Source organism: Streptomyces sp. NPDC048461 (assembly GCF_055587105.1).
The window spans coordinates 229,960-254,176 of sequence record NZ_JBVJGW010000009.1; the positions used below are offsets into that span (position 1 = coordinate 229,960).

18 protein-coding genes and 2 pseudogenes are annotated in these 24,217 nt (G+C 74.9%); 6 read left to right on the forward strand and 14 right to left on the reverse strand.

What is annotated here, in order from left to right; translation table 11 throughout:
• Positions 1-430 precede the first annotated feature (430 nt).
• Complete coding sequence (locus ACZ6S8_RS18285) at positions 431-1,738, forward strand: hypothetical protein (RefSeq protein ID WP_469456868.1); 1,308 nt, start codon at positions 431-433, stop codon at positions 1,736-1,738.
• Between the two features lie 78 nt (positions 1,739-1,816).
• Here ACZ6S8_RS18285 and ACZ6S8_RS18290 read toward each other — a convergent pair whose 3' ends face one another.
• Positions 1,817-3,442, reverse strand: a complete 1,626-nt coding sequence (locus ACZ6S8_RS18290; protein WP_469456869.1) for a hypothetical protein — start codon at positions 3,440-3,442, stop codon at positions 1,817-1,819.
• Positions 3,443-3,674: 232 nt separating this feature from the next.
• Between ACZ6S8_RS18290 and ACZ6S8_RS18295 the strand changes: the two genes are divergently transcribed.
• Positions 3,675-7,667, forward strand: a complete 3,993-nt coding sequence (locus ACZ6S8_RS18295; protein WP_469456871.1) for a hypothetical protein — start codon at positions 3,675-3,677, stop codon at positions 7,665-7,667.
• Between the two features lie 77 nt (positions 7,668-7,744).
• Here the strand turns inward: ACZ6S8_RS18295 and ACZ6S8_RS18300 are convergent, their stop codons facing one another.
• The 5 genes from ACZ6S8_RS18300 to trpC form a co-directional block, all read right to left on the reverse strand.
• Complete coding sequence (locus ACZ6S8_RS18300; protein WP_469456873.1) at positions 7,745-8,623, reverse strand: alpha/beta hydrolase; 879 nt, start codon at positions 8,621-8,623, stop codon at positions 7,745-7,747.
• 221 nt (positions 8,624-8,844) lie between these two features.
• On the reverse strand, positions 8,845-10,125 hold the full coding sequence (gene kynU, locus ACZ6S8_RS18305) for a kynureninase (protein WP_469456874.1): 1,281 nt from the start codon (positions 10,123-10,125) through the stop codon (positions 8,845-8,847).
• A complete protein-coding gene (locus tag ACZ6S8_RS18310) occupies positions 10,118-10,963 on the reverse strand; it encodes a tryptophan 2,3-dioxygenase family protein (RefSeq protein ID WP_469456876.1) in 846 nt (281 codons plus the stop codon). Before ACZ6S8_RS18310 ends, kynU begins: the two co-directional genes overlap by 8 nt.
• Positions 10,964-11,153: 190 nt before the next feature.
• Complete coding sequence (locus tag ACZ6S8_RS18315) at positions 11,154-11,567, reverse strand: DUF3151 domain-containing protein (protein WP_469456877.1); 414 nt, start codon at positions 11,565-11,567, stop codon at positions 11,154-11,156.
• Between the two features lie 118 nt (positions 11,568-11,685).
• Positions 11,686-12,630: an indole-3-glycerol phosphate synthase TrpC gene (gene trpC / locus ACZ6S8_RS18320; protein WP_469456880.1), complete on the reverse strand. Its 945-nt coding sequence runs from the start codon at positions 12,628-12,630 to the stop codon at positions 11,686-11,688.
• Between the two features lie 354 nt (positions 12,631-12,984).
• Between trpC and ACZ6S8_RS18325 the strand changes: the two genes are divergently transcribed.
• Positions 12,985-14,238, forward strand: coding sequence for an IS701 family transposase (locus ACZ6S8_RS18325; protein WP_469457000.1), 1,254 nt, complete (start codon positions 12,985-12,987; stop codon positions 14,236-14,238).
• A 129-nt stretch (positions 14,239-14,367) separates the two neighbouring features.
• Here the strand turns inward: ACZ6S8_RS18325 and ACZ6S8_RS18330 are convergent, their stop codons facing one another.
• A complete protein-coding gene (locus ACZ6S8_RS18330) occupies positions 14,368-16,395 on the reverse strand; it encodes a GAF domain-containing protein (RefSeq protein WP_469456882.1) in 2,028 nt (675 codons plus the stop codon).
• 256 nt (positions 16,396-16,651) lie between these two features.
• Between ACZ6S8_RS18330 and ACZ6S8_RS18335 the strand changes: the two genes are divergently transcribed.
• The gene (locus ACZ6S8_RS18335) at positions 16,652-17,602 is read left to right on the forward strand and encodes a methyltransferase domain-containing protein (protein WP_469456884.1); all 951 of its coding nucleotides are present in this window, start codon (positions 16,652-16,654) and stop codon (positions 17,600-17,602) included.
• A 472-nt stretch (positions 17,603-18,074) separates the two neighbouring features.
• Here the strand turns inward: ACZ6S8_RS18335 and ACZ6S8_RS18340 are convergent.
• Together ACZ6S8_RS18340 and ACZ6S8_RS18345 are read right to left on the reverse strand one after the other, a co-directional pair.
• Positions 18,075-18,518, reverse strand: a pseudogene (locus tag ACZ6S8_RS18340) (transaldolase family protein); the annotation flags it as partial.
• 146 nt (positions 18,519-18,664) lie between these two features.
• Positions 18,665-18,811, reverse strand: coding sequence for a hypothetical protein (locus tag ACZ6S8_RS18345; protein ID WP_469456886.1), 147 nt, complete (start codon positions 18,809-18,811; stop codon positions 18,665-18,667).
• Positions 18,812-19,005: 194 nt separating this feature from the next.
• On the opposite strand from ACZ6S8_RS18345, the pseudogene ACZ6S8_RS18350 reads away from it, so the two are divergent.
• A pseudogene (locus tag ACZ6S8_RS18350) lies at positions 19,006-19,590 on the forward strand (FAD/NAD(P)-binding protein); the annotation flags it as partial.
• A gap of 15 nt (positions 19,591-19,605) precedes the next feature.
• Here ACZ6S8_RS18350 and ACZ6S8_RS18355 read toward each other — a convergent pair.
• Positions 19,606-19,986, reverse strand: coding sequence for a winged helix-turn-helix transcriptional regulator (locus ACZ6S8_RS18355; protein ID WP_469456888.1), 381 nt, complete (start codon positions 19,984-19,986; stop codon positions 19,606-19,608).
• A gap of 105 nt (positions 19,987-20,091) precedes the next feature.
• On the opposite strand from ACZ6S8_RS18355, the gene ACZ6S8_RS18360 reads away from it, so the two are divergent.
• Positions 20,092-20,499, forward strand: coding sequence for a RidA family protein (locus ACZ6S8_RS18360; RefSeq protein WP_469457002.1), 408 nt, complete (start codon positions 20,092-20,094; stop codon positions 20,497-20,499).
• 25 nt (positions 20,500-20,524) lie between these two features.
• Here ACZ6S8_RS18360 and ACZ6S8_RS18365 read toward each other — a convergent pair whose 3' ends face one another.
• From ACZ6S8_RS18365 to ACZ6S8_RS18380, 4 genes are all read right to left on the reverse strand, one after another.
• Positions 20,525-21,310 carry an AfsR/SARP family transcriptional regulator gene (locus tag ACZ6S8_RS18365; protein ID WP_469456890.1) on the reverse strand — a complete coding sequence of 262 codons (786 nt, stop codon included), beginning with the start codon at positions 21,308-21,310 and terminating at the stop codon, positions 20,525-20,527.
• Between the two features lie 349 nt (positions 21,311-21,659).
• The gene (locus ACZ6S8_RS18370; RefSeq protein WP_469456892.1) at positions 21,660-22,385 is read right to left on the reverse strand and encodes a ScbR family autoregulator-binding transcription factor; all 726 of its coding nucleotides are present in this window, start codon (positions 22,383-22,385) and stop codon (positions 21,660-21,662) included.
• 182 nt (positions 22,386-22,567) lie between these two features.
• Positions 22,568-23,359, reverse strand: coding sequence for an SDR family NAD(P)-dependent oxidoreductase (locus ACZ6S8_RS18375; RefSeq protein WP_469456894.1), 792 nt, complete (start codon positions 23,357-23,359; stop codon positions 22,568-22,570).
• A gap of 106 nt (positions 23,360-23,465) precedes the next feature.
• Complete coding sequence (locus tag ACZ6S8_RS18380) at positions 23,466-24,194, reverse strand: HAD family phosphatase (RefSeq protein ID WP_469456895.1); 729 nt, start codon at positions 24,192-24,194, stop codon at positions 23,466-23,468.
• Between the last annotated feature and the right edge of the window lie 23 nt (positions 24,195-24,217).

The window sequence follows — 24,217 nt, forward strand, 5'->3', positions numbered from 1 at the left end:
GTTAAAACAGGTTGCTTCTCCCTGCGGGGGCCCACCCGCCCCACCGGTCCCCGGGCCCCCCCGGGGGGGGGGGCCCGCCCCCCGCGCCCCCCGCCCCTCCGTCGTTCCCGGACACCGGCCCGACCGGGGAATTCGCCGGGTACGGAGGCTGCCGGCAGCCGCCCGCGGCTGTTGCGAAGCGGTGACACGGAACCGATAGTTCCAAGATCACGCATGCGCGAGGATCGGCACAGCGCAGCGGCCGGGCAGCTCCACAGCCGGCCGGGAACGACATCCGCACCACTCCCCCGGGGCCCGCGCTCTGCCGGTACCCGACCGTTCGTTCCCGCCACTGCGCCCTTCCGCGCCTCCGCGCACGCCTTCCGTTCGTCCCTCCCGGCACGCTGCCGTTCCGCGGCGCGTCCTCGTAGATTCCTTGGGGGAGTCCACCATGTCCGCCCGCACCGCTCGCACCGCTCGCACCGCCCGCCGCCCCCTCCGCTCCGCCGCGGCCGCCAGCGTCGTCGTCGCAGCCGTGGCCGGTACCGCCCTGCTGCCGCTGACCGCGTACGCCGCGTCGGCGGCGGACGGCGAGCCCGTGCTGACGGTGGAGATCGGCGCCCCGGCCCCGGCCGGTCCGCTGACGCGCGGTGGTGCGGCGCAGACGTTCGAGCTGACCGTGAAGAACCCCTCGGACAAGGCGGCCCCCTTCCACCCGTGGCTGCTCGCCGCCCCGGCCGGCGCCAGCCCGCTCCAGGAGGCGGACCTGGTCTACAAGGTCGAGCCGGTCGACGCCCCCGCGACCCAGTACCTCGTCGGGCAGCAGGACGGCGGGTGGCAGGGCCTCTTCCACCCGGCGGGCAAGCCCGGCACCGGATTCGACGTCCCCGCGGGCTCGGCGCTGACGTGGAAGGTGACGATCGGCCTCGGCCGGGACTACCCGACGAACAACGGCGACCTCGCGCTGACCGCCACCAGCCACGCCGACGAGGTGGCCAAGCCGGACGCGCACACCTTCAAGGCGAGCCCGTCGATGACCCCCGGGAAGCTGAACACCCGCCTGGAGGAGAGCGGTCCGTGCGAGCCGGGCGCCGGAGCCGACCGGTGCCGGGAGCTGAAGCTCACCTACCGGCAGACCGGTGACGGGGCCTTCGCCTCCGCCCTCGCCACCCACCTGACCGCGGGCGTCGCGGCCGGGACCGTCTCGAACACCGCCGCAGACCTGCGGATCAGCACCCAGGTCGGCGGGCAGTGGAAGGACCTGACGTCCGACGGCTCCGGCACCTACCGGCTGCCCCGGATCGCCGAGGGCTTCGGCTCCGCCTCCGGGGAGCACGTGACGCGGCTGCGGGTGTCCGTCGGTCCGAAGACCCCGCTCAAGCAAGCCACCAAGGTCACGCTGACGGCCTCGGTGGGCCTCGCCACCGGCAACGGCCACCCCTTCGCCGACGCCTCGGCCTCGGTCCTCGTGACCCCGCCCACCTCCACCCCGACCGCCCCGGCCACGCCGACCGGCCCGGCGACCACGCCCGCCACCACCCCGTCGGCCACGCCCACAGCCCCGGCCACGCCCACGGCGTCGGCGTCGGCGTCGGCGTCCGCCGCCCCGGTGAGCGCCGCCGCGCCGGCCGGCGGAGCCCTCGCGCACACCGGCTCGGACTCCCGTACCGGCCTGTACGCCGGCCTCGCCGCGACCCTCGTCGCGCTCGGCTCCGCCGCCGCCTGGCTCGGCGTCCGCCGCCGGAGCAGCGGCGCCTGACGCCCCGCAGTGCGCGCACGGAGGGCCCCGTCCGATCCGGTGATCGGGCGGGGCCCTTCGCGTGCGCCTGTCCCGTTGCTACGAGGTCTCGTAGTAGCCGAAGAGGTCCACGACGAGGTCGACGTCGGCCCAGCCCTGGTTCCAGAAGTCCACGATGCCGTTGGTGCCGGAGCTCGCCTGGACCAGGTTCGGCACGGTCTTGCCCGCCGTCCAGTTCAGGGTCGAGGAGCCCGGACGCGCGGGGAAGACGGCGGTCCCGTCCTCGTACTGCTTCACCGTGTTCGGGTCCGGGGCGACCGACAGGAAGCCGGTGCCGGTGGTGTTCGTGACCGTGCTGTTCAGCACGTAGCCGGAGATGCCCGGCTCGTCGGCGGACAGGCCCGCGTGGATGTAGCCGCGGGCGGCCAGCGGGCCGTGGGGCCAGCTCGGGTCACGGGTGTCGAGCAGCCGGCCCGGCTTGAGCGGCATGAAGGCACCCTTGCCGGCGGTGCTGTAGTACCCGACCACGTCGACGACGACGTCCGTCGGCGACCAGGCGCCGTTGCGGACGTTGATGCTGCCGTCGGGTCCCACGGGCACGATCACCGAGTTGGCCACGGTCTGGCCCGCGGTGAAGTTCACGTTGGACGTCGCCGGGACGCTGCCGCCGCCCGGGAAGACCGTCAGGTGCCCGTCCTGCTTCGGGTTGGTCACCGTCACGTTCAGCGCCACGGCGCTGATGCCCCGCGGGACCCCGCGCAGTCCGCCGATCCGGGTCCCGAAGACGGACTGCCCCGGCAGCATGGCCTTCGCCGTGCCGAGGCCCTCGCGGGTGTCCACGAAGCGGACCGGTGTCATCGGGGTGTAGCCGCCGGCCGCGGTGCGCGTGAAGTAGCCGGTGACGTCGGCGATCAGGTCGACGGACTCCGGTCCGCGGTTGGCCAGTTCGACGTAGCCGTTCTTGCCCACCGGCACGATCACCAGGTTCGGGACCGTCTGGCCGGCCTCGAAGTTGAGGTTCGACGTGGTCGGCCGCTCGGCGCCCTCGGCGAAGGCGGTGATGTGGCCGCCGCTGCGGGTGTTGGTGACGGTCACGTTGAGGGCCACCGCGGTGACCCCCTCCGGGATCCCCCCGTTGCCGCCGACCTTCACCCGGGTCGAACCGTACGGCGCGACCGCGCGCTTGGCCGCGCCGGTGCCGTCGCGGGTGTCCAGCAGCCGGGTCGGGGAGTGCGGGACGAAGTCGGAGCCCGCGGTCATGACCGTGAACTCGTTGACGACCTCGGCCCCGTTCGCCGGGTCCTTCACCGTGACCCTGACGGGGTACTCGCCGAGTTCCGCGTACGTGTGGCTGCTCTTCACCACGGTCGAGCCGGACGCGGCGGACACGTCCGAGGCCTGGTCGCCCCATTCGACGACGACTTCGAGCGCGGCGTCCGCGCTGATGACCGTGGTCTCCAGCTCCACCGCGTGCGCGGTCGTGCTGGCCGCGCGCAGCACGATGGCCAGGCCGGGGTTCCCGTCGGCCTGCGGAGCGGCGGCGCGGGCCTTCCCGCCGGGCAGGACCCGCCGGACCGTACGCTCGGCGGGACTCTCGAAGGTCTTGACGTTCTGCTCCGCCGCCTTCCCCAGGTCACGGACGGGAGCGCTCACTCCCGGTGCCACCGGATCGGCCGCGAGGGCCGTGCCCGGCGCGAGGGCGATGGTGGCCGCGATGACGGCCACGGATATTACGAGACGGCGACTGCGCACCGGCCCCCCATTTTTTGAACATGCTCAGGACAGAGGGGTCAGCGTACAGAGATCTTCGCCGTCCGATCCGCGATTTCCGCGGCAGAACCGGGCAGTTGGCGCAATTCCCTCCCGCCCCGAGCACCGTCCCCAGCGGGGGTTACACTCCGGCTGCCCGTCATCCCGTGCAGGTCACCGGGGTCGGGCCACAAGAACTGGGGGGTTCATGCATTCGCTGCCGATCGGCAGAAAAGTACGGAACGGACAGGGTCGGGGTCGCGCGATCGCCGCCTCGGGCGCCCTGCTGCTCACCCTGCTGGCCACGCTCACGGGCCCATCCGGCACCGCGCAGGCCGCCACCGCCGCACCGCCCGCCGCGACCGCGCCGGCGCCGGCCCCCGGGCAGGCGGACGCCGCCGCACCGAAGGCCGGCCCCGGGGCCGCGCCGAAGCCGGACCCGAAGGCCGCCGCGGAGGCCGCGGCCCGCGCGCTGCGCGCGAGCGACCCGTCGGGGGCCTGTCCCGCGACCCTGACGGCGCACGAGGTCGTCACCTGCACCGTCGACCCGTCCGAAACGGCCTCCTTCGCCCTCGCCCTGCCGCGGCAACAGGACCTCGTACTGCTCCAGGTCATCACGACCGAGTGGTCCGAAACCCAGCTGATCGCGCCCGGCGGCACCATCGTGACCTGTGAGAGCGTCCACCGCAGCTACAGAACGCTCCGCTGTCCCGCCCCTCTGGCCGGGACATACACGGTGCGGGTCACGGACCGCAGCGAACGGGCGAACCGCGTCTCGGTCTCCTACACCCCGGTGCTGTCCTCCGCCGCGTGCAGGAACGTCGGCGCCACCGATCACCGTCTCGCCGCACCGAAGGTGTTCCAGAGCTCGCTGCCGGCCGGCTCCGCGGGCGACTGCTACGCACTGGACCTCGCGTCCGGTGACGTACTGCGCTCCTACAGCTCCCGCTACGAAGTCCTGCAGACCGTGTACGACGCCTCGGGCAAGGAGGTCTGCACCTCCAAGGGCCGAGGGGCCTACCCGCTCGTCTGCAAGCTCACGGGCATCGGACCCTTCCGGATCTCGGTGCTCCAGCTCGCGGGGCTTGCGGTCTCCTACGACTACCTCGTGGCCCGCCTCTCCGGGCCGCAAGGCTGTCCCATCGTCGAGCCCCAGGCCTTCGGGACCGCCCCGGATCTGACCTCGGCAGTCCCCTGTCGCATCCTGCGGGTCGCGCGTGCAGCCGGGTACACAGTCGCCGCAGTCGCCTCATCCGCACGTCCGACCTCCTGGCCGCTCGTGTCCGAGGCCGGCGAAACCGTGCCCGGCTGCGTCTACGAGACCTGCGACCTGGCCCCCGGGGACTACACCTGGTCGGCCGACCCCTCCGGCGGAGTGGAAGGCGCCGCCTTCGGCATCGCCTTCCACTCCACCAGAGAAACGAGGGGCTGCACCCCGACCCACGACAACGGCCTGGTGGCCGGACCGGTCGGCGGGTCCTTCGGTGCACCCGGGCAGAAGGTCTGCCTGACCCTGCCGACCGCCACGGGAAAAGGCGTCTACATCCTGAAACCGCCTCCGGACGGAACCGACGGAATCGTCAGTGTGGAGGTGTACGACGCGACCGGTACCCGGCAGTGCCCGGGGAACGTCATCTGCAAACTGACCGGCACCGCTCCCTTCCGCGCGGTGCTGAGCGGTGGTCCGTACACGCCCTACGGGGTGGTGCTCCACCGGACAGGTGAGACGGCCGGCTGCACGACGTGGCCACAGTCCGCGTTCGACAACGGCCCCTGGGGCATGCAGATTCCGGCTCCCGCGGTCGGCCAGATGACCTGCTTGAGCCTGCCGGGCGACAAGCACTCCGCCGCCGAGATGATCGACCACCGCGGTCCCCGGAACGACGGCATCCACTCGACGGTCCAGCTGGCCGACGCGGCAGGTGACGTGATCTGCGAGACCACCTCCTCCAGCACGTCCGCCGTCTGCCCCCTGGCTGCCGGTGTGCCCTACACAGCGGTGATCTCAAGCTCGGGCGGAGCGGGCACCACGCAGCTCGTCCGGCGTGACGTCTCCGAGACCGCACGCTGCGCGGCCCCGGCGTCGACGAAGATGGGCGGCCCGTCCCTCTCCCTCGATCTGACCTCGGCGCTGGACGCCTTCTGCGTACACGTCGATGCGGCCGTCACGGACAAGTTCCGGATCGCCTCACGGACTTCCGGTGTGCCGGATCAGTACGGTGCCACATTGACCGTCGTCGATGGTCAGGGCCGGAGCCTGTGCCGCCAGGACACCGTCTCATGTCAGGTGAGCGGCTCCACGTCGTACAGGGCGATCATCACCTCCACCCTGTACGGGAGTGGCCCCGGCATCGCGAAACTCGACACCTGGCGGGTCGGCACGGCTGCGGGCTGGGCGCCGGAGTGCAGTGCCAACCGTGTATCCGTCAGCGACTTCCCGGCCCGGAAGGGCACCCTCTCCGAGACTTCCACCGCCTACTGCGCAGTGATCGACCTACGGCCAGGTCAGGTCCTCGACGTCTCCGGTACCACCAGCGCCACCGGCTTCGACTCCCAGAAGCCGTGGCTGGACCTCCTGAGCGCATCGGACTGGACGGCCGACGAACACAGGTACGGGTGCCTCCGGTCGTTCGGCCCGTTCAATTTCCACTGCGCAGCACCCCCCGACGAAGCGGGCCAGGCGATCTTCCTGTTGAGTGCCGGCCAGGCTCCGACCCCGGTTCAGTTCTCCCTGCAAGGTGTCTGTGCAGAGGGGTGTGTGCCCCCGCCCGTGCCGACCCTGACGAACATCAGCCCGTCGACGAGTCCCGCCGGCACCCGTACCGGCGCCGTCGTCCGTGGTACCGGGCTCACCTTCGGTACCAAGCTCAAGCTGGTCCAGAGCGGCTCCCCGGTGCGCGCCCTGGAGGTCGACGCTGCCGACGTGGACGGAACGCGGCTGAATGTCACGGTCGACACGAACGGAATGAAGCCGGGGCACTACGACCTGCTCCTCGACGGCACCGGTTACACCAGCGGGGTGCCCTCACCGGGCTACATCCCCAAGGCCTACACGGTCACCGCCGCCCCCGCGCCCGTGCAGAAGGGCAGCCGGTTCGTGCCGCACGGTCCGTCCCGGTTCCTGGACACGCGCGACGGCACCGGTGCGAAGCAGCAGCGGGTCGGGCCCGGCGGGGTCGTCACCCTCCAGGTCGCCGGCGTGAAGGGCGTCCCGGCCACCGGGGTGACCGCGGTCGTCATGAACGTGACCGCCGTCGAACCGACCACGCCCGGGCACGTCACCGTCTACCCGAACGGGCAGCCGGTGCCGACGGTGTCGAACCTCAACTTCGCCGCCGGTCAGATCGTCCCCAACCTGGTGACGGTCCCCGTCGTCAACGGCAAGGTCGACCTGCGCAACAACGCCGGCTCCGTCGACCTCGTCGCCGACGTCACCGGCTACTACACCGACAAGGCCGGTGTGGGCTCGGCGCTGAACTCGATCACACCGTCCCGGTTCCTGGACACGCGCGACGGTACGGGTGCGAAGCAGCAGCGGGTCGGACCCGGTGGGGTCGTCACCCTTCAGGTCGCCGGTGTGAAGGGCATCCCGTCCACCGGGGTGACCGCGGTCGTCATGAACGTGACCGCCGTCGAACCGACCACGCCCGGGCACGTCACCGTCTACCCGAACGGCCAGGCCGTTCCCGGGGTGTCGAACCTCAACTTCGCGGCCGGGCAGATCGTGCCGAACCTGGTGACGGTCCCCGTCGTCAACGGCAAGGTCGACCTGCGCAACAACGCCGGCTCCGTCGACCTCATCGCCGACGTCACCGGCTACTACGCGGCCACCGGCTCGACCTTCGCGGCAGCCGGCCCGGTCCGGCTGCTCGACACCCGCGACGGCACCGGTGCCCGTCAGGGCGCCATCGGCCAGCGGGAGCTCGTCAGCCTCCAGGTGGCCGGTGTCGCGGGAGTGCCCGCGAAGGGCGTGACCGCCGTCGTCCTGAACGTCACGGTCACCAACCCGACCTCGTCGGGGCACCTGATCGTCCACCCGTACGGGGTCGCGCGTCCCAACGTGTCGAACCTCAACTTCACGGGCGGCCAGACCGTCGCCAACCTGGTGGTCGTCCCGGTGGTGGACGGCCGGGTGACGTTCTACAACCACGCCGGCGCCGTCGACGTGATCGCCGACGTGAGCGGTTACTTCACCGGCTGAGTTCCCGGGGCGTACGGACGAGGGGCCCGACCGGTCGTCAGATCGGTCGGGCCCCTCCGCGTTCCCTCCGCCGGGCCCTACCAGGCCAGTTGGGCGATCTCCTCCGAGACCACCGCGCACGCGTCCGCCGCCGGGTCGATCAGGGGGAAGTGGCCGACGCCGTCCAGCAGCGTCAGGCCGACCAGCTCGCCCGCGCGCGCCGCCGCGGCCACGTACGACTCCGCCACCCGCTCCGGGACCACGATGTCGTCCCGGCCCTGGACCAGCGCCGTGGCGATCCCGGTCGGCAGCAGCGCCGAGGGGTCCGCGTGCGGCAGCCGCTCCGCGAAGTGGGCCGCCCCGCCGAGGAACTGGCCGGAAGCGCCGCCGCACACGTCCAGCTCCTGCGCCACCGTGAAGTCCGCGATGGGGGCCAGCGCCACCACGCCGCGCAGCATCGGCGCGGACGGCAGCCGCCACGGCGATCCCGCCGGCAGGACGTGCCGGGCCGCGGCCCACAGCGCGAGGTGGCCGCCGGCCGAGTGGCCGGTGACGACCGTACGGCGGAGGTCGGCGTCCGGGAGGGCGGCCGCCGCGAGGGCCGGGAGGGCGTCGAGCGCGGCGGCGACGTCGTCGAAGGTCTCGGGCCAGCGCCCCGCGACGGGGCCGTCGGCGTTCTGGTGCGGGACCGGACTGCCGCGCCGGTACTCGACGTTGGCCACGGCGAAGCCGCGCCGGGCCAGGAAGTCGGCGAAGGGGGTGACGTGCTGCCGGTCGTACGGGGCCCGCCAGGCGCCGCCGTGCAGGAGCACCACCAGCGGGACCGGGCCGCGCCCCGCGCCGCGCGGGGCGTAGAAGTCGACGACCTGGTCGGGGTGGTCCCCGTACGCGGCGGTCGCGTCCGGGGCGACGGGCGGGTGGGCGAAGGCCGAGGCGGCCTCGGCGGCGTCCCGTTCCACTGCGGCGGGGTCCGTCATCGGCTCAACCTCTCGGTAACGCGTGGGGCAGCGGGGACAGATGTTCCGGTGTTCCGGCAGAGCGGGACCGTATCAGTCTGGAACGGCGCGTTCCGTGCGGGGGCGGGGATGTACGGCGGGGGGGGGGGGGGGGGGGGGCCCCCCCGCCCCGGGGGGGGGGGGGGGGGGGGGGGGGCCCCCCCCCCCCCCCCCGCCGCGTGAGGTGACGTTTCGCTACCGGGTCACCCGAAAATGTGACCCAGGGTGCGCGCGGCACGCTCTACGTCGGCGAATCCGACGTAGAGCGGGGTGAAGCCGAAGCGCAGGAGGTCGGGACCGCGGAAGTCCCCGATGACGTCGCGGGAGATGAGCTCCGCCATGATCTCGCGGGCGTTCTCGGCGCGCAGGGACACCTGGCTGCCGCGGTGGGCGTGCCGCACCGGGGTGACCGACTCGACGCGGCCGCTCGGGACGTACGCCGCCACGCATTCGAGGAAGAAGTCGCTCAGCGCGAGGGACTTGGCCCGCACGGCGTCGACGGAGACGCCGTCCCAGACGTCGAGCGCCGACTCCAGGGCCAGCATGGACAGGATGTCCGGGGTGCCGACCCGGCCGCGCCGCGCGCCACCGGCCGGGGCGTACCCCGGGGTCATGGCGAAGGGGTCGGCGTGCCCGGTCCAGCCGGGGAGCGGGGAGTCGAAGGCGGCCTGGTGGCGTTCGGCGATGTAGAGGTACGCGGGGGAACCGGGGCCCCCGTTGAGGTACTTGTACGTGCAGCCGACCGCCAGGTCCACCGCGTTCTCGTCGAGGCCGACGGGCAGGGCGCCCGCGGAGTGGCACAGGTCCCAGACGACGACGGCCCCGGCGGCACGGGCCGCCGCGGTCAGCGCGGCCAGGTCGTGGAGCCGTCCGGTGCGGTAGTCGACGTGGTTGAGGAGGACGACGGCGGTGTCCGCGTCCATCGCCTCCGCCGCGTGCGTGGGGTCCACCGGGGTGACGGTCAGGCCGGTCATCCGGGCCGCCGAGGCGGCGATGTAGCCGTCGGTGGGGAAGGTGGCGGCGTCGACCAGCAGGGTGGTGCGGCCGGGGGCGGCGAGACGGGCCGCCCCGACGAGCGCCTTGAACAGGTTGACGCTGGTGGAGTCGCCGACCACCACCTGGCCGGGGGCCGCGCCGATGAGCGGGGCGAGCTTGTCGCCGATCCGTTCGGGAGCGGTCCACCAGTCGGAGTCGTCCCAGGAGCGGATGAGGAGCTCGCCCCACTGCCGCCGGGCGACGTCCGCCAACGCCCCCGGCACCGCGGACGGCAGGGCTCCGAGGGAGTTGCCGTCCAGGTACACGAGGCCGTCGGGGAGGGTGAAGCGGTCCCGGAGCCCGCCGAGTTCGTCGGCGGTGTCCAGGAGCGCGGCGCGGGCCGCCAGGTCCCCCGGGTGGGGGGCCGGAGCGGGTGCGGTGGCGGGGACGTGGGCCACGCGGGCGGGGCCCTTCGGGGCCGTCGGCTGCGACACGGTCGGCTCAGACATGGCTGCGCGCCGTCCAGAGTTCCGGGAAGACGTTCTTCGTCGCGCGCTTCTCCAGCCAGGTCACCCCGGCGGAACCGCCCGTGCCGGTCTTCGCGCCCATCGCGCGGCGGGTCGCCACCAGGTGGTCGTTGCGCCAGCGCCAGACCAGCTCGGCGACGTCCGTCATGACCTCGCCGAGGCGGTGCAGGTCCGGGTGGGCGTCGGGGTCGGCGTACAGGGCCGTCCAGACGGCCTCGACCTCGGCCGAGGGCTCGTAGCGCTGCGAGAGGTCGCGGTCCAGGACGGCGGACGGGACCGGGAGGCCGCGGCGGGCCAGGAGGCGCAGGACCTCGTCGTACAGGCTGGGCTCGTGCAGGGCCTTCTCCAGCTCCGCGTGGACGCGCGGGGCGCCGCGGTGCGGGACCAGCATGGAGGCGGACTTGTCGCCCAGCAGGAACTCCATCCGGCGGTACATCGCCGACTGGAAGCCGGAGCCCTCGCCGAGGGCGGAGCGGTAGGCGTTGAACTGCCCGGGGGTGAGCTGGGCGAGCGGGCGCCAGGAGGCGTTGAGGGCCTCCAGCTCGCGGAGGGATCGTTTCAGCGCGTCCATCGCGACCGGCAGCCGGTCCTCGCGGACGGCCTTCGCGGCGGTCTCCCACTCGTGGACGATGACCGTGAACCACAGCTCCATGACCTGGGTGGTGACCAGGAAGACCATCTCGCCGGGGTCGTCCGAGCGGAGGTGCTGGAGGTGGGTGAGGACGTCCGCCTGGACGTAGTCCTCGTACGGGGTGGTGCCGTCGAAGTCGAGGTTCGGGGTGTCCGAACCGGCTCCGGAGGCATCAAGGGTTTTCGACATCGCTGTCTCCTCGACACGTGCTTCCGGGTAGCGGTCCGCTCCTTCCGTTGGGTGAGTGGAGCCCCGGTCCCCTGCCCGCATCATAGGACGCGCCCGCGCCGGCGCTCCAGCGTGGAGTGACGCAGGTCATACATACGTGCCCGCGCCACCCGCCGCCGAGCGCCCGCGCGGGCGGTCCGCCGCCGGACGCTCAGGCGCCCAGGACGTCCGCCGCCGTCGGGGAGGAGTCGCGCAGGAAGGTCGAGCAGCGCTCGTGCTCCTCCTTCTCGCCGATCGCTTCGGCCGCGCGGGACAGGGCGCCCAGGGCGCGCAGGAAGCCGCGGTTCGGCTCGTGCTCCCACGGCACCGGGCCGTGGCCCTTCCAGCCGGCCCGGCGCAGGGCGTCGAGGCCGCGGTGGTAGCCGGTACGGGCGTAGGCGTACGACTCGACGGTGTTGCCCGCGGCGAACGCCTCGTCGGCGAGGACCGCCCAGGCGAGCGAGGAGGTGGGGTGCGCGGCCGCCACCTCGACGGCGGGGGTCCCGGCGGCGATGGCCTCGCGGCCCGGCTCGTCGGGGAGGTGGGTGGGGGCGGGGCCCCCGAGGAGGTTCTGGTGAATGGACATGCGCACAGTCTGGCGGAACGCGTACGGGGACGTACCGCCGACCGGGTCGCTCAGCGGGGCTCCCCGGGCGTGCGCGGGAAGTCCCGCCTGGTTCGCGGCGCCCTTCGGGCACCCGGCGCTACCTCCCGAACACGCCTTGGCGGCGCCGGGCGCCCGCGGCGACCAGGGCGGCCACCGCACGGCGGGGGGCGCGGGCGGTCACCAGCGCCTCGCCGACCAGGACGGCGTCCGCGCCCTCGGCGGCGTACGCGGCCACGTCCCCGGGGTCGCGGATCCCCGACTCGGCGATCCGGACGACGTCGTCGGGGATCGCGGCGGCGAGCTTCGCGAAGGTCCGGCGGTCCACCTCCAGGGTGTGCGGGTCACGGGCGTTGACCACGATCAGGCGGGCCCCGGCGGCGACCGCGCGGGCCACCTCCTCCTCGGTGCGGACCTCGACCAGCGGGGTCAGCCCGATGTCCTCGGCGAGCCGGACCAGCACGGCCAGCTCGGCCCCGGGCAGCGCCGCCACGATCAGCAGCGCGAGGTCGGCCTGGTGGGCCCGGGCCTCCCACAGCTGGTACGGGGTGACGACGAAGTCCTTGCGCAGGACCGGTACGCAGACCCGCGCACGGACCGCGTCGAGGTCGGCCAGGCAGCCGCGGAAGCGGCGCTCCTCGGTGAGGACGCTGACCATCGCGGCGCCGCCCGCCTCGTACTCGGCGGCCAGCGCGGCCGGGTCGGGGACGCCGGCGAGCGGGCCGGCGGACGGGCTGGCGCGCTTGATCTCGGCGATGACCTGGACGCCCCCGGGCCGGCGCAGGGCGGCCACCGCGTCCACGGGCGGCGGCCCGACGGCGGCCAGGCTCTTCAGATCGCCGAGCGGCACCCGCAGTTGACGTACGGTCAGGTCCGCGCGGACGCCCTCGACGATGGCCGCGAGCGCCCTGCGCGCGCTGCCGTGGGCGCCCGTGGCGCCGCGGCCGCCGGTGCCGCCCCGGCCGGCCGGGGCGCCCGTACGGTCGGTGCCGCCCGCGCCGCCCGCGCCGCCCGCGCTCATCGCACCGGCCCGCGGCGCGCGCACCGCTCCTGGCGGGGTCCCCGCTCCCGGATCGTGCTCAAGGAAGTCCTCCCGCGTCCCGTGCACGGCAGGGCGATCGGCCGACGTGTCACGTGCCGCGATCCTCGGGCCTCCGCTCCCCCGCGGACAACGTCCGCGCCCCCCGTATGTCACCTCCGCGGTGGTCGGGCCACCGCGGCCGCCGCGCACCGGGCCGTCCGCCCCCGCCGGAAGCCCTCCGTACCCCGGGGGTGGTGGCCCGACACCACCCCCCGGCCCGAGCCAGGTGGCCGGAACACCTCCCCCGCCACCGGGCCGCCGGTGGACGGTGGGACCGCAGCAGACTCAGCCAAGGGGGGCAAAGTCGTGACCACCGTCATGAACACCATCGTCCGGAAGGAAGGAACCGCCGCGGGGGCGCAAGGGGGCCGAGCGGGCCGCGTCCGCCGCGAGGCGCTCGACGAGGTGACCGAGGACCTGTGCACCACGGTGTTCGCCTCGCTCCGCCGCCGCGACCAGCGGGAGAAGGGCCTCCAGTACGTACGGGGCCTGCTCACCACCAGCGGACGCAAGTCGATCCGCGGCATCGCCGCGCAGGTCGGGGGGCCCGCCGCGGAGCAGAGCCTGCACCACTTCATCTCCAGCTCCACCTGGGACTGGGAGCCGATCCGCACCGCGCTGATCCACCGGCTCGCGGCCGACGGACCGCTCGCCGCGTGGGTCGCCCAGCCGATGGCCATCCCCAAGGGCGGCGAGCACTCGGTGGGCGCGGGCCACCGCTTCGACCCGCACCAGGGGCAGATGTTCCGCGGCCAGCAGGCCTTCGGCACCTGGTTCGCCTCTCCCGAGGTCGCCACCCCCGTCGGCTGGCGGCTGTTCCTGCCCGACGCCGAGGGCCACGCGGGGGTGCGGGCCAACACCGCCCGGCCCACCGCCGCCGAGGACGCGCCCGCGCAGCCCGTCCCGTACGAGGAGTGCGCCGCCCTCGGCGTCATCGAGACCGTCCGGAGCAGCGGACTGCCCGTCCGCCCCGTGGTCCTCGACATCCGGGACATCGGCACCCGGCTGACCATGAACCGCTTCGCCGAGGCCCGCGTGCCCGTCATCGCCCGGATCAGCCCGGCCGCCAGGCTCCTGGTCACCGACCCCTCGCTGCCCGGCTACGGCGCCGGCGCCCTCAGCGCCGTGGACCTCCTCCAGTCCGTCAAGGGCCTGCGGATGCCCGTCGAATGGCCCGACCCGGCCGGTTCCCCGGCGCACCGCAGCACGCTGGCCGCGGCGGTCCGCGTGATGATGCCGGACCCCTCGCCGGCCCGCCGCCGGCAGCTGCTGCTGATCGGCGAGTGGACCGACCCGCGCAGGCTGCCGTCCCAGCTGTGGATCACCGATCTGACCCGGCCGCCCGTGGGACCGCTGCTGCGGATGACCAAGCAGGCCCGCCGCGTCGCGCACAGCGCCCAGAACTCCGGCCGGGAGGTGGGGCTGCGCGACTACGCCGGCCGTTCCCTCCACGGCTGGCACCGCCACGTCACCATGGCCTCCGTCGCCCACGCCGCCCATGCGCTGGCCGGGCAGGAGCGGCAGGGGCAGGGGCCGCGGCAGCAGCCGTACCCGGTGCGGCCGGGCCGCTGACCCGCCCGCACCACCGCCGCCCGACCGGCGGTGCCCGACCGGCGGTGCCCGACCGGCGGTGCCCGACCGGCGGTGCCCGACCGGCGGTGCGCGGGTGTCCGTACGCCCACAGCCGCCCGGGCCCGCGCCCTACGCCGGGCCCGTCCGCTGCCGGTCCGCCTCCGTACGCCGGTCGTGCAGCACCCCGCGGGCCTTGCGCAGCCGCAGCGCCATCTGGATCTCCAGGGCGCGGTCGGGCTTCTGCCACAGGGGGCCGAGCAGGTCGGCGATCCGGTCCAGGCGGCGGGAGACGGTGTTGGCGTGGACGTGCAGGGCCTCGGCGGCGTGGGTGGGACTGCCCCCCGCGTCGAAGTACGCCTCCAGGGTGCGCGTCAGCTCCGTGAAGCGGGTCGCGTCGTACGCGAGGACCGGCCCGACGGTCGATTCGATGAACGCGTCCACGTCGTGGTCGGTCGACAACAGCAGCCCGAGGAAGCCCAGTTCGCTCAGCGAGGCGGTGCCCCCGGCCCCGTCCAGCGCGGTCAGGGCGTCCAGGCAGCGCACCGCCTCCGCGTACACCCGGGCCACCTCGCCCGCGCCCGCCGAGGGCCCGGCCGCCCCGGTGGACACCGGGTGCCCGAGCATCGGCGACAGCTCGGCCGACACCTGCCGGGCGGCGGCCGAGGCGTCGGAGCCGGGCAGCACCAGCACGATGCAGCCGCGGCGCACGCCCTTGAGCCCGTTCATCCGGTACGCGTACGAGGACGCCCAGGCCACCGCCTTGCCCAGCTCGCCGCCCTCCGGCCGGGCCACCACGACCACGTGGGGCTGCTCCAGCTCCACGCCCAGGCGCCGGGTGCGCTCCAGCAGGTGCCGGTCGGAGCGGTCGGACCGGTCGGAGCGGCCGGTCCGGTCCAGCAGGTCCTGGAGGAGCTCCTCGTGGACCGGGCCCTCGGCGGCCGCCGTACCGCGCTGGATCAGGACCAGCGCGGCCACCGTCTGCGCGGCCATCTGCAGCAGCCGTACGTCCTCGGCGGTGAGCGGGGCCGAGGCGTGCAGCACCAGGACCCCGAGGTCCTCGGCTCCGGCCAGCACCGGGGCCAGCCACACGTCGCCGGGCAGTTCCACCGGCCGCCGGTCGGTGTGCACCACCAGCGCCGCCTTGGCCACGGCCTCCTCGTCGAGGGCCGCGGGCAGCGGCCCGGTGGAGACCAGCGGACGGCCACCGGGGTCCCGCACCTGCAGGACGCCGTCGAGCGCGTCCGCGGTGGCCCGGGCCAGCGTCGACAGGCCCGCCCCGTCCAGGACCAGCCCGGCCAGCCGGGCGTGGCACTCCCACAGGTAACGCACGCGGGTCAGCGCCGTGTTGGTGCGGGACCCGAACCGCTCCAGCTCCCCGACCTCCGCGCGGGCCCGCTCCAGCCTCCCGGCCCGGTCGACGGCGACGGCCGCCAGGTCCGCGAGCGACAGCAGCAGCCCGGTCTCGTCCGGGGTGAAGCGGCGCGCGGTGCGGGCGGCGCCGTACAGGGCGCCCAGGGTCGAGTCGCCGGCCCGCAGCGGTACCGCGACGACCGCGCGCAGCCCCTCGGCCCGCACCGCCTCGTCGACGGCGGGCCCGCGCGGAACGGCCCCGTCGGCCGGGTAGTCGGCGGTCCACACGGGCGCGCGCCGGACCTGCGCCATGCCGCCCAGACCGGTACGGGCGCCCAGGTCCAGGCCGGCGACGAGCGCGGTGGTCCCGCCCTCGGAGACCCGGACGTACGCCGTGCCGTCCGGGCGGTCCAGCGACACCCAGGCCACGTCGAGGCCGAGCAGCCGGCTCGCCCGGCGGGCGACGACCCGCAGCAGGGCGTCGAGGTCGTACGGAAGGGTGAGGTCGTGCGCGGTGTCCGCCAACGCGGTGTGCGCCGCCTCCCGCCGACGGCCGCCCTCCTCCTGACGGCCGTGCGGCTCCCGACGGCCGGGCTCCCGCTGCGCGCCGACGCCGGTCCGCACGGCGCGCGCCAGCTCCAGCGCCCGGGTCAGCCCGGCGAGTTCCGCCCCGCCCGCGCCCGCCCTGCGGGCCTCGTCCAGCAGGGCGTCGAACCGGGCCTGCGGGGCGTCCCCCGCGAGCAGCTCCAGTACGGCCAGCGCCCCACCGTCCCCCGGCCCGGCAGCGGCGCCTATGTCCCGATCCATCTCTGTCTCCCCCCGGCTGACCAGTGCTTTCAGGCCAGATGACCCCGAACCTAGGTTCCGGGTGGCGAGGGGTCAAGCGGATCCCGCGGGGCCGCGGACGACCGCCCGGTGGCCGCGCGACGGCCACGGGGTGGTCCCGCAACCGCCGCAGCCGCCAGGAGTGTCGCCGGGTCACCTTCTCGCCGTCCGGGGGCAGCCGGAAGGCTGGCCCCGGTAGGAACGAGGGGCGCGAGACGCCACGGGGGTAGGGAGCGTCATGACAGGCACCGCGGAGTACGGGCGGTCACCGGAGCGCGGTCGTCCGTCGTGGGCGGCGGCTGGCGGCCGGACGGCGCGGACGGCGGCCGAAGGCCCGTCCCCGGACGCGGCCGACGCATCCGGCGCCCCGGACGCCCCCGCACCCGGCCGCCCGGACGCACCCGTACCCGGCGGGCCCGGCACCTTCGCCCTGCGCGGCCGTACGTGGGACCGGCTGCCCGGCGTGCCCGCGCCGCCGCACTCCCGCTCCACCGGCGTGGCGATGCGGATGCTCGGCTTCGGAGACCCCCTGACGGCCCCGCGCTCCGGATCCTTCCTTGAGGTGGGCAGCGGTACGGGCGTCATCGCCGTCTCCGCGGCCCTCGCCGGATGCCACCGCGTCGTCGGTACGGACACCAGCCCGCGGGCCGTGCGCAACACCGCCCTCAACGCCGCCCGGCACGGGGTGACGGACCGGGTGCGCGCCGTCGAGGGGGACTTCTTCTCCGGGCTCGGCGCCGACGAGCGGTTCTCCACCGTGTACTGGCACTCCGCTTCGGGACCGGGGCCGGCCGGCTACCGCCAGGCCCACGGCCGGGCCACCGACCCGGGGTACGCCGCGCACCGCCGCTACCTGACCGAGGCGCCCCGGTGGACCGTGCCCGGCGGGGCGGCGCTGCTGCACTTCAGCGACCGCGGGGACGTGCCCGGGCTGTGGAACCTCGCCGAATCGTGCGGCCGGGACCTGCGGGTGCTGCGCAGCCGCCGGGTCCGGGAGGGCGTCGGGATGGTGGAGCACCTGCTGTTCGAGATCACCGTGGCCGCGGCGCCGGTACCGCGCCGGGACGGGGCTGCGCGTACGGCGGCCCCCACGCAGGCTCCGCGGTCGGCACCGGGAACGAGTCCGCGTTCGGCACCGGGAACGGGTCCGCGGTCGGCTCCGGGGACGGCGACCCTGCCGCGGTCCTGATCCGGCGGGCCGCCAGCGCACGGGCCCGCGACCACACGGCGGCCCGCCGCCGCTCGTCGCGGGCCGCCGCCCCGGCCGCTTCGGCCACGGCCACGGCCCCCCGGGCCAGGGCCAGTTCGCGGGGCGCGTCCGGACCCGCCCCGCCGAGCGTCTCCCCGCGCAGCACCACGTCCCGTACGACGGCGGCCAGCGCGGCGCCGGACAGCGCCACTCCGGTGCCCCAGCCCACGAGGCCCGGCACGACGGCGGCCGCCGTCGCCGGGTCGAACCCCGTCCACAGCAGCCGGTGCGGGCGGGCGCCCGCCGCGACCAGGGCGGGCCAGCGCGGGTCGTCGTACCGCAGGTCGGCGCAGGCGTACAGCAGCCGGGCCGTGTCGGCGGCGGCCCGCGGCGGCCCGGTGAGCCGCGACCCCGAGACGAAGGCGATCCGGGCCAGGTCCAGGCCCGCCCGGTGCGCCCGGCCGAGACCGGTCAGCCAGGCCTCCAGCACGGCCTCGTACGCCGCGGTGCCGAACACCGGCCCGCAGTAGACCCCCAGCCCCTCGCCGAGGCAGCGCACGACCGCGGCCAGGCCGTCCGGGGTGGCCCGTACGCCGACCAGGACGTTGGGCCGCCCGACGCGGCGCACGAGCCCCCGGGCGGCCGCCACCTGCGCGTCGGCGCCCCGGTGCCAGGGCGCGAGCGGCACCGCGACCAGGCCGTCCGCCCCGCGGCCGGCGGCGTACCGGCGCAGCAGCACGTCGCAGGCCGTACGGGCCTGCGCGGCGAGCAGCACCTCGACCGGCTCGCCGGGGCCGGGGCGGGGGCGGGGACGAGGACGGGGGCGGGGACGGGGGGCTCCGTACGCCCGATCCGTGCGGAGCAGGACCTCCAGGACGGTGTCCACCTCGCACAGCACCCCGCGCACTCCGCGCATCCCGGCGGCCGCGAGCGGAGCGCGACCGGGGGCCGCGTACGGACCGGCCGCCCCGCCGGTCCCGTCCAGCCAGGCGTGCACGCCCTCGGCCGCGAGGCGGTCCAGGACGCCGTCGCCCGTCGCCGGGCCGGGGTCTCCCACCGCGCTCAGCCGGCCGGGACGAGGGTTGCGGCGAACGGCCCCTGGCAGAAGCGCCGTTCGGCGCGGTTGCCACCGGGGAGCGCGCCGCCCGGCGACCCGCCGTACGGTGCGGCCACCGCGGTGCCGGACCGGTCGACGGGGGGAGTGCGCATGTCCGGATTGTGCGACGGACCGGAGCGGGCGGCACTCCCGGGCGGGCAAGTCCGTCACCTCCTCCGGTAACCCGCGGTAAGCCCGGACCTGACGGACCATCGGACACGGCTTTGACGGTGACGCGAACGGAAAAGCACCCTTCCGGCGATGCCGCACGCGGCCCCACTGCCCCTCCGCGGAACGGAGCCCCCGCATGAACCCTTCCTCTCCCACCGCGTTGTGCCTGGTCGGAGCGGGCTCCCGCGGCCTCCCGGTCCTGGTGCGGCTGCTCGCCCGGGAGCACGGCCCCGCGCGCCACCGCTCCCTGGTCGTCCACGTGGTCGACCCGGCCGTCCCCGGCGGGGACCCCGACCGGTTCGCGGGGCGGTCCGGCAGCGCACCGCGCATGGCCGTCTCCGCGTCGCGGATCACCGTCTACGCGGAAGCGGAAGCGGAAGCGGAAGCGCAAACGCAAGCGGAAGCGGAAGCGGGCACGGCGATGGCCGGCCCGAACCTCTACGCGTGGGCCCGGTCCCTGGCCGCCTCGGCCGAAGAGGGTGAGCACGACCCGTGGACGCTGGAGGAGGCCCGCCGCCTCGGCCCCGCCACCCGCCCCACGGCCGCCCTGCACGGCGCGTACCTGCGCGACGCGTTCGAGCGCCTGATGCGGGACGCCCCCGCCCACGTCACCGTCGAGGTGCACCGCGCCCGCGCGGTGGCGGTCACCGGCCCGTCCGGCGGCCCCCGGAGCGTCCGGCTCGACGACGGGACCCGTCTCGACGGGCTCGACCGGGTCGTCCTGGCCCTCGGCCCGTCAGGCGCCGAAGCCGCGGCGGGCGGCCTCGATGTGGCCGAGGTACCGGTGGGTCCAGTCGCACATCCTGTGGACGGTCTCGCGCAGGGCGCGGCCCGGCTCGGTGAGGGTGTACTCGACCCGCGGCGGCACGGTGGGGTGGACCTTCCGCTCCGCCAGGCCGTTGCGCTCCAGCATGCGCAGGTTCTGGGTGAGCATCTTGTGGCTGATGCCCTCGATCTCGTCCCGCACCTCGGTGAAGCGCAGTGTCCGCTCGCCCAGCACGTCGATGATCAGGAACGCCCACTTGTTGGCGACGTCCGAGAAGATCTCCCGCGCCAGCGAGTCGGCGCGCGTCAGGTCCGCGTCGTCCGGCGAGCCGCTGAACTGCTTGGTCACCATCGGGTTCCCCCGTCACCGAAAAGTGCGTTCTTCCATGTCAGCGGGCACTCTCCTACGGTTCCCGAGTAACTACAAGTGACTACGACGCACACGGAGGCGGACAGCATGGCCATCACCCTGGTGAACCCCGAGGGACTGCCGGAGGTCGGCGCCTACCGGCAGGTGTCGATCGCGACCGGCTCGAAGCTGGTCTTCGTCGCCGGGCAGGTCGCCTGGGACGCCCGGGGGGCGACGGTCGGCGCGGGCGACCTCGCGGCCCAGGTCGAGCAGTGCTACCTCAACGTCGCCACCGCCCTGGCCGGTGCGGGCGGCTCCTTCGACGACGTGGCGAAACTGACCGTCTACGTCGTCGACTGGACCCCCGACAAGATGCCCCTCTTCCAGGAGGGGGTCGCCCGCGCCGCCGCGAAGCTGGGCGGCACCCCGGTACCGCCGGGCACGCTGGTGGGCGTCGCGGCGCTGGACGTCCCCGAGCACCTGGTGGAGGTCGAGGCCACCGCGGTCCTCGACTGAGCACCCCGGCCGTTGCGGGCGGCCCTCAGGCGCACCGGGCGCCGGCCGGGCCCAGCAGCACGGCCCGGCGCAGGGCCCGTACGGCCGCCGCGGGACCGCGGTCGTGGTCCGTGTCGAGCGCGGCGGCCAGGGAGTGCAGGTGGCGCAGGGACCCGACGCGCCGGCCGGTCCGGCGCAGGGCCGCCAGGTACGGCTCATCGAGCTGCTCGCGGCCGCTGTGCCGGGCGAGCAGGGCGGAGAGTTCGGTGTGCAGCTCGCGGTGGCGGCCCAGGGCCAGTCCGGCCTCCACCCACTGCCCGAGGACCGCGAGGCGGGACTCCTCCAGGGCCGCGATGCGGGCGCCGAGCCAGCCGCCCGCCTCGATCCCCGCGAAGGCCGGGCCGGTCCACAGGTCCAGCGCGCCGCGCAACCGGCGGGCCGCGGTCTCGAAGTCGCCGCGGGCCATGGCCCGGTAGCCGGCGCCCGCGCCGCGTTCGAACTCGTCGAGGTCGCAGCGGCCGCCGCCGGTGTCGAGAAGATACCCGCCGGGCACCGACGGAAGGACGCCGTCCGCGGTCCGCGCCGCGTGCGGGCCGGCGTCCAGCGCGGCGGCCAGACCGTCCCGCAGGACGCGCACCGCGGAGTGCGCGACGGCCCGGGCGTGCTCGGGCGGTACCCGGCCGGCCAGCTCGTCGGCCAGTACGGACACGGGAACCACCTGGTTGGCGTGGGCCGCGAGGACGGCGAGCACGTGCCGGGCCGCCAGCGTGGGTGCCACGACGGGCACCCCGTTCTCGCTGACGCGGAGCCCTCCGAGTACGTCGATGTCCACAGTTCTCTCCCCCAGAGCAGACCGGACGCGGCGGCGTTGGCGACGCCGTGCCAGTGAAAAATAATACCGGGGAGGATTTTTTAGCAACCTGTATCTGTCCAACTCCTCCCGAACCGCCCCCGAACGGCCCCCGAACCCGCGCCGAAGCCACGCCGAACCAACCCGGTTCCGCCACGGTTCCGCCCCGGACACGGCCGGACACGCAGCCGGCCACGCAGCCGCGGGTGCGCTCGGACATGCGGAAGCCCCGGACGGGACACCCCCTCGCGCGGGGTCCCCTCGTCCGGGGCTTCCGCCCGGCCCTCAGGCGCGGGCGCGCCCGGCCGGGCCGGCCGCCGCCACCGGTCCGTCAGGCTCCGGCGACGGCTCCGGCACCGGCCTCCGCGACCACCCGCGGGCCGGGTTCCCCTCCCCCCGTCGCGAGGACGGGAACTCCCGAGGCGCACCCGTAGGTACACGGGTGCGTGCCCTGCGGGCCGTAGAGCGCCCGCGCCCCCCGGCCCGGCGCCGTGTCCAGCCGGATCGCCAGCGACGGCACCACGACGTTGGGCATCACGTGCGTGTAGAGCGCCGACACCTGCTCGTCCAGGTCCAGGTCCAGCATCTGCGACATCATGTTCAGGCCCGCGTAGGACCCGACGATCAGCTGCGACGGCACGACCGGATCGACCGTCGGCATCAGCTCGCCGCGGGCCTTGGCCTCGGTCATCAGGGACACGTGCAGCTCGATCCACGCCGCGTACGGCGATGCCCGGTCCAGGCTCAGCGTGGTCTGGTCGAGGGTGAGCCGGGCGCTGGCCCGCATCAACGAGTCGTGCCGCAGCCGGTGCGAGAAGATCATGCCGATGTCGACGAACTCCTGCACCTTGTACTCCTGGGGCGCCGCGTTCGGGGCGGACGCCACCTGGGCGTCGATCACCGCCTGCGCGAGGTGCTCCTTGGAGTCGAAGTGGAAGTAGAGCGCGCCCTTGGTCACCCGGGCGATGTTGACGATGTCGGAGAGCTTCGCCGCCTCGTACCCGCGCTCCTCGAACACCACCGCGGCCGCCTGGAGGATCGCCTGTCGGGTACGCACCGCGCGATCCTGCTTGACCTGGGGTCGTTCTGTCCTCATGTGCCGAGCCCTCTCCTGCCCCCGTCGGTCATGCCGCTGCGCTCAGAGTTCCCCCGGCAGCCAGCGGGTGAACCGTCCTCACCCGCCATCCCCAGCACCCGGTATCTTTACATGCCCCCGGGTACGTTCCTGCCCGTGCAGTTTCACACCATCACGAAGCCGCCGTCCACAGGCATCGTGACTCCTGTGACGAACGACGCCCTATCGCTGCACAACCAGGCGGCGGCCTCGGCGATTTCGGCGGGCTCCGCCGTCCGCGGCTGGGGCGTGCCGGCGTGCAGCTGGGCCTCGATCCCCGGCACCGCGGCGAACCAGTCCTGGACCACCTCGGTCCGCGTGGTGCCCGGCGCCACCGCGTTGACCCGGATGCCCCGGGCCGCGTACTCGGCCGCGGCCGCCTTGGTGAGGCCGATGACCGCGTGCTTGGCCGCGACGTACGGCGCCGCCACCGGGGTGGCCAGCAGACCCCCGACGCTGCTGTTGTTGACGATCGACCCGCCGCCGGTCTCCAGCATCGCGGCGATCTCCGGGCGCAGGAAGTTCCACACCCCGTCCACGTTGACCCGCATGATCCGCTGGTACAGCTCGTCGTCCATCTCGTGCAGCGGGGTCCGTCCGGCCCCCCAACCGGCGTTGTTGAACGCGCAGTCGAGCCGGCCGAAGGTCTCGACCGCCAGGGCCACGGCCACCTCGGCGTCGGCGCGCACGGTCACGTCCGCCACCGCGTAGCGCGCCCGCGCGCCCTGCTCCGTCAGCTCCGCGACGAGGTCCCGGAGGAGTTCCTCGCGCCGGGCGACGAGCACGACGCTCGCGCCCTCCCGCGCGAAGACCCGGGCGGCGGCGGCGCCGATGCCGCTGCTCGCCCCGGTGATCAGCGCGACCTTCCCCTCCAGCAGCCCCTGCCGCTGCCCGTGTTCCTGTCCCAGCCCCTGCATGCCGCGTCCCTTCATCCGTACGTCCCGGCCCGTGCGCTGCGCCCGTGCCCTGTTCCCGCGTCCACGGTGCGCGCCGCGTTCCGACCTCCGCCGCGCGCCGGCCGGCTCAGGCCCGGCCCGCCGCGCCCACGGCATTCGCCCGGCCCGCCGCGCCCGCGGCCTCCGCGGCCTCCGCGTCCACCGTCCGCAGCAGCCGCTCGTCGATCTCGCCGAGCGAGCCGACGAGGTGGCGCACGCCGGCCTCGCGCATCTGCCGTCCCTGGAAGCCGTGTTCGAAGGCGCTCGGATGCCCGATGAACGACGCCCCGAGGTCCAGCGCCGCCTCGGCGACCCGTGCCACGTCGTCCACGAACAGCGTCCGCCCGTGGTCGAGGCCGAACACGTCGGCGGCGATCTCGTGCACCCCCGGGCGGAAGGAGTCCGTGCTGACGTACCCGGGGCCGTCGAAGAGGTGCGCGAGGTGGCCGAGGTACCGGTCGAAGTGCACTTTGTCGAGGCCTCCGTAGCAAACGGTGCGCAGACCCAGGCCCCGCAGCCGGTGCAGCAGTTCCTCGGCGCCGGGCAGCACGTGCACCGGATGGCGGGCCACGTGGGCCGCCCGCTCCTCGAAGTAGACCTCCAGCACCTTCTCCGGCGCCCAGTCCACCCCGGCCGCGCGGCCCATGGCCGGCGCCGCCACCGAGCGGGGCTGGGAGAAGATCCCGCGTTCCACTTCGCCGTCGTAGGTCCCGCCGCGCCGGGTGACGAACCCGTGGATGACCGGGCTGAAGGTGTCGTTGAGGAGGACGCCGTCGATGTTCAGGGCGGCGAGCCGCAAGTGCCGCAGGGGCTGCATGGCGCTCCGATCGTGCGGGGGAG

Bases quoted from the DNA above. Each gene is read 5' to 3' on its own strand.
- ACZ6S8_RS18285 (WP_469456868.1), top strand. From the start codon at position 431: ATGTCCGCCCGCACCGCTCGCACCGCTCGCACCGCCCGCCGCCCCCTC.
- ACZ6S8_RS18295 (WP_469456871.1), top strand. From the start codon at position 3,675: ATGCATTCGCTGCCGATCGGCAGAAAAGTACGGAACGGACAGGGTCGG.
- ACZ6S8_RS18300 (WP_469456873.1), bottom strand. From the start codon at position 8,623: ATGACGGACCCCGCCGCAGTGGAACGGGACGCCGCCGAGGCCGCCTCG.
- kynU (WP_469456874.1), bottom strand. From the start codon at position 10,125: ATGTCTGAGCCGACCGTGTCGCAGCCGACGGCCCCGAAGGGCCCCGCC.
- ACZ6S8_RS18310 (WP_469456876.1), bottom strand. From the start codon at position 10,963: ATGTCGAAAACCCTTGATGCCTCCGGAGCCGGTTCGGACACCCCGAAC.
- ACZ6S8_RS18315 (WP_469456877.1), bottom strand. From the start codon at position 11,567: ATGTCCATTCACCAGAACCTCCTCGGGGGCCCCGCCCCCACCCACCTC.
- ACZ6S8_RS18325 (WP_469457000.1), top strand. From the start codon at position 12,985: ATGAACACCATCGTCCGGAAGGAAGGAACCGCCGCGGGGGCGCAAGGG.
- ACZ6S8_RS18330 (WP_469456882.1), bottom strand. From the start codon at position 16,395: ATGGATCGGGACATAGGCGCCGCTGCCGGGCCGGGGGACGGTGGGGCG.
- ACZ6S8_RS18335 (WP_469456884.1), top strand. From the start codon at position 16,652: ATGACAGGCACCGCGGAGTACGGGCGGTCACCGGAGCGCGGTCGTCCG.
- ACZ6S8_RS18345 (WP_469456886.1), bottom strand. From the start codon at position 18,811: ATGCGCACTCCCCCCGTCGACCGGTCCGGCACCGCGGTGGCCGCACCG.
- ACZ6S8_RS18355 (WP_469456888.1), bottom strand. From the start codon at position 19,986: ATGGTGACCAAGCAGTTCAGCGGCTCGCCGGACGACGCGGACCTGACG.
- ACZ6S8_RS18360 (WP_469457002.1), top strand. From the start codon at position 20,092: ATGGCCATCACCCTGGTGAACCCCGAGGGACTGCCGGAGGTCGGCGCC.
- ACZ6S8_RS18375 (WP_469456894.1), bottom strand. From the start codon at position 23,359: ATGCAGGGGCTGGGACAGGAACACGGGCAGCGGCAGGGGCTGCTGGAG.
- ACZ6S8_RS18380 (WP_469456895.1), bottom strand. From the start codon at position 24,194: ATGCAGCCCCTGCGGCACTTGCGGCTCGCCGCCCTGAACATCGACGGC.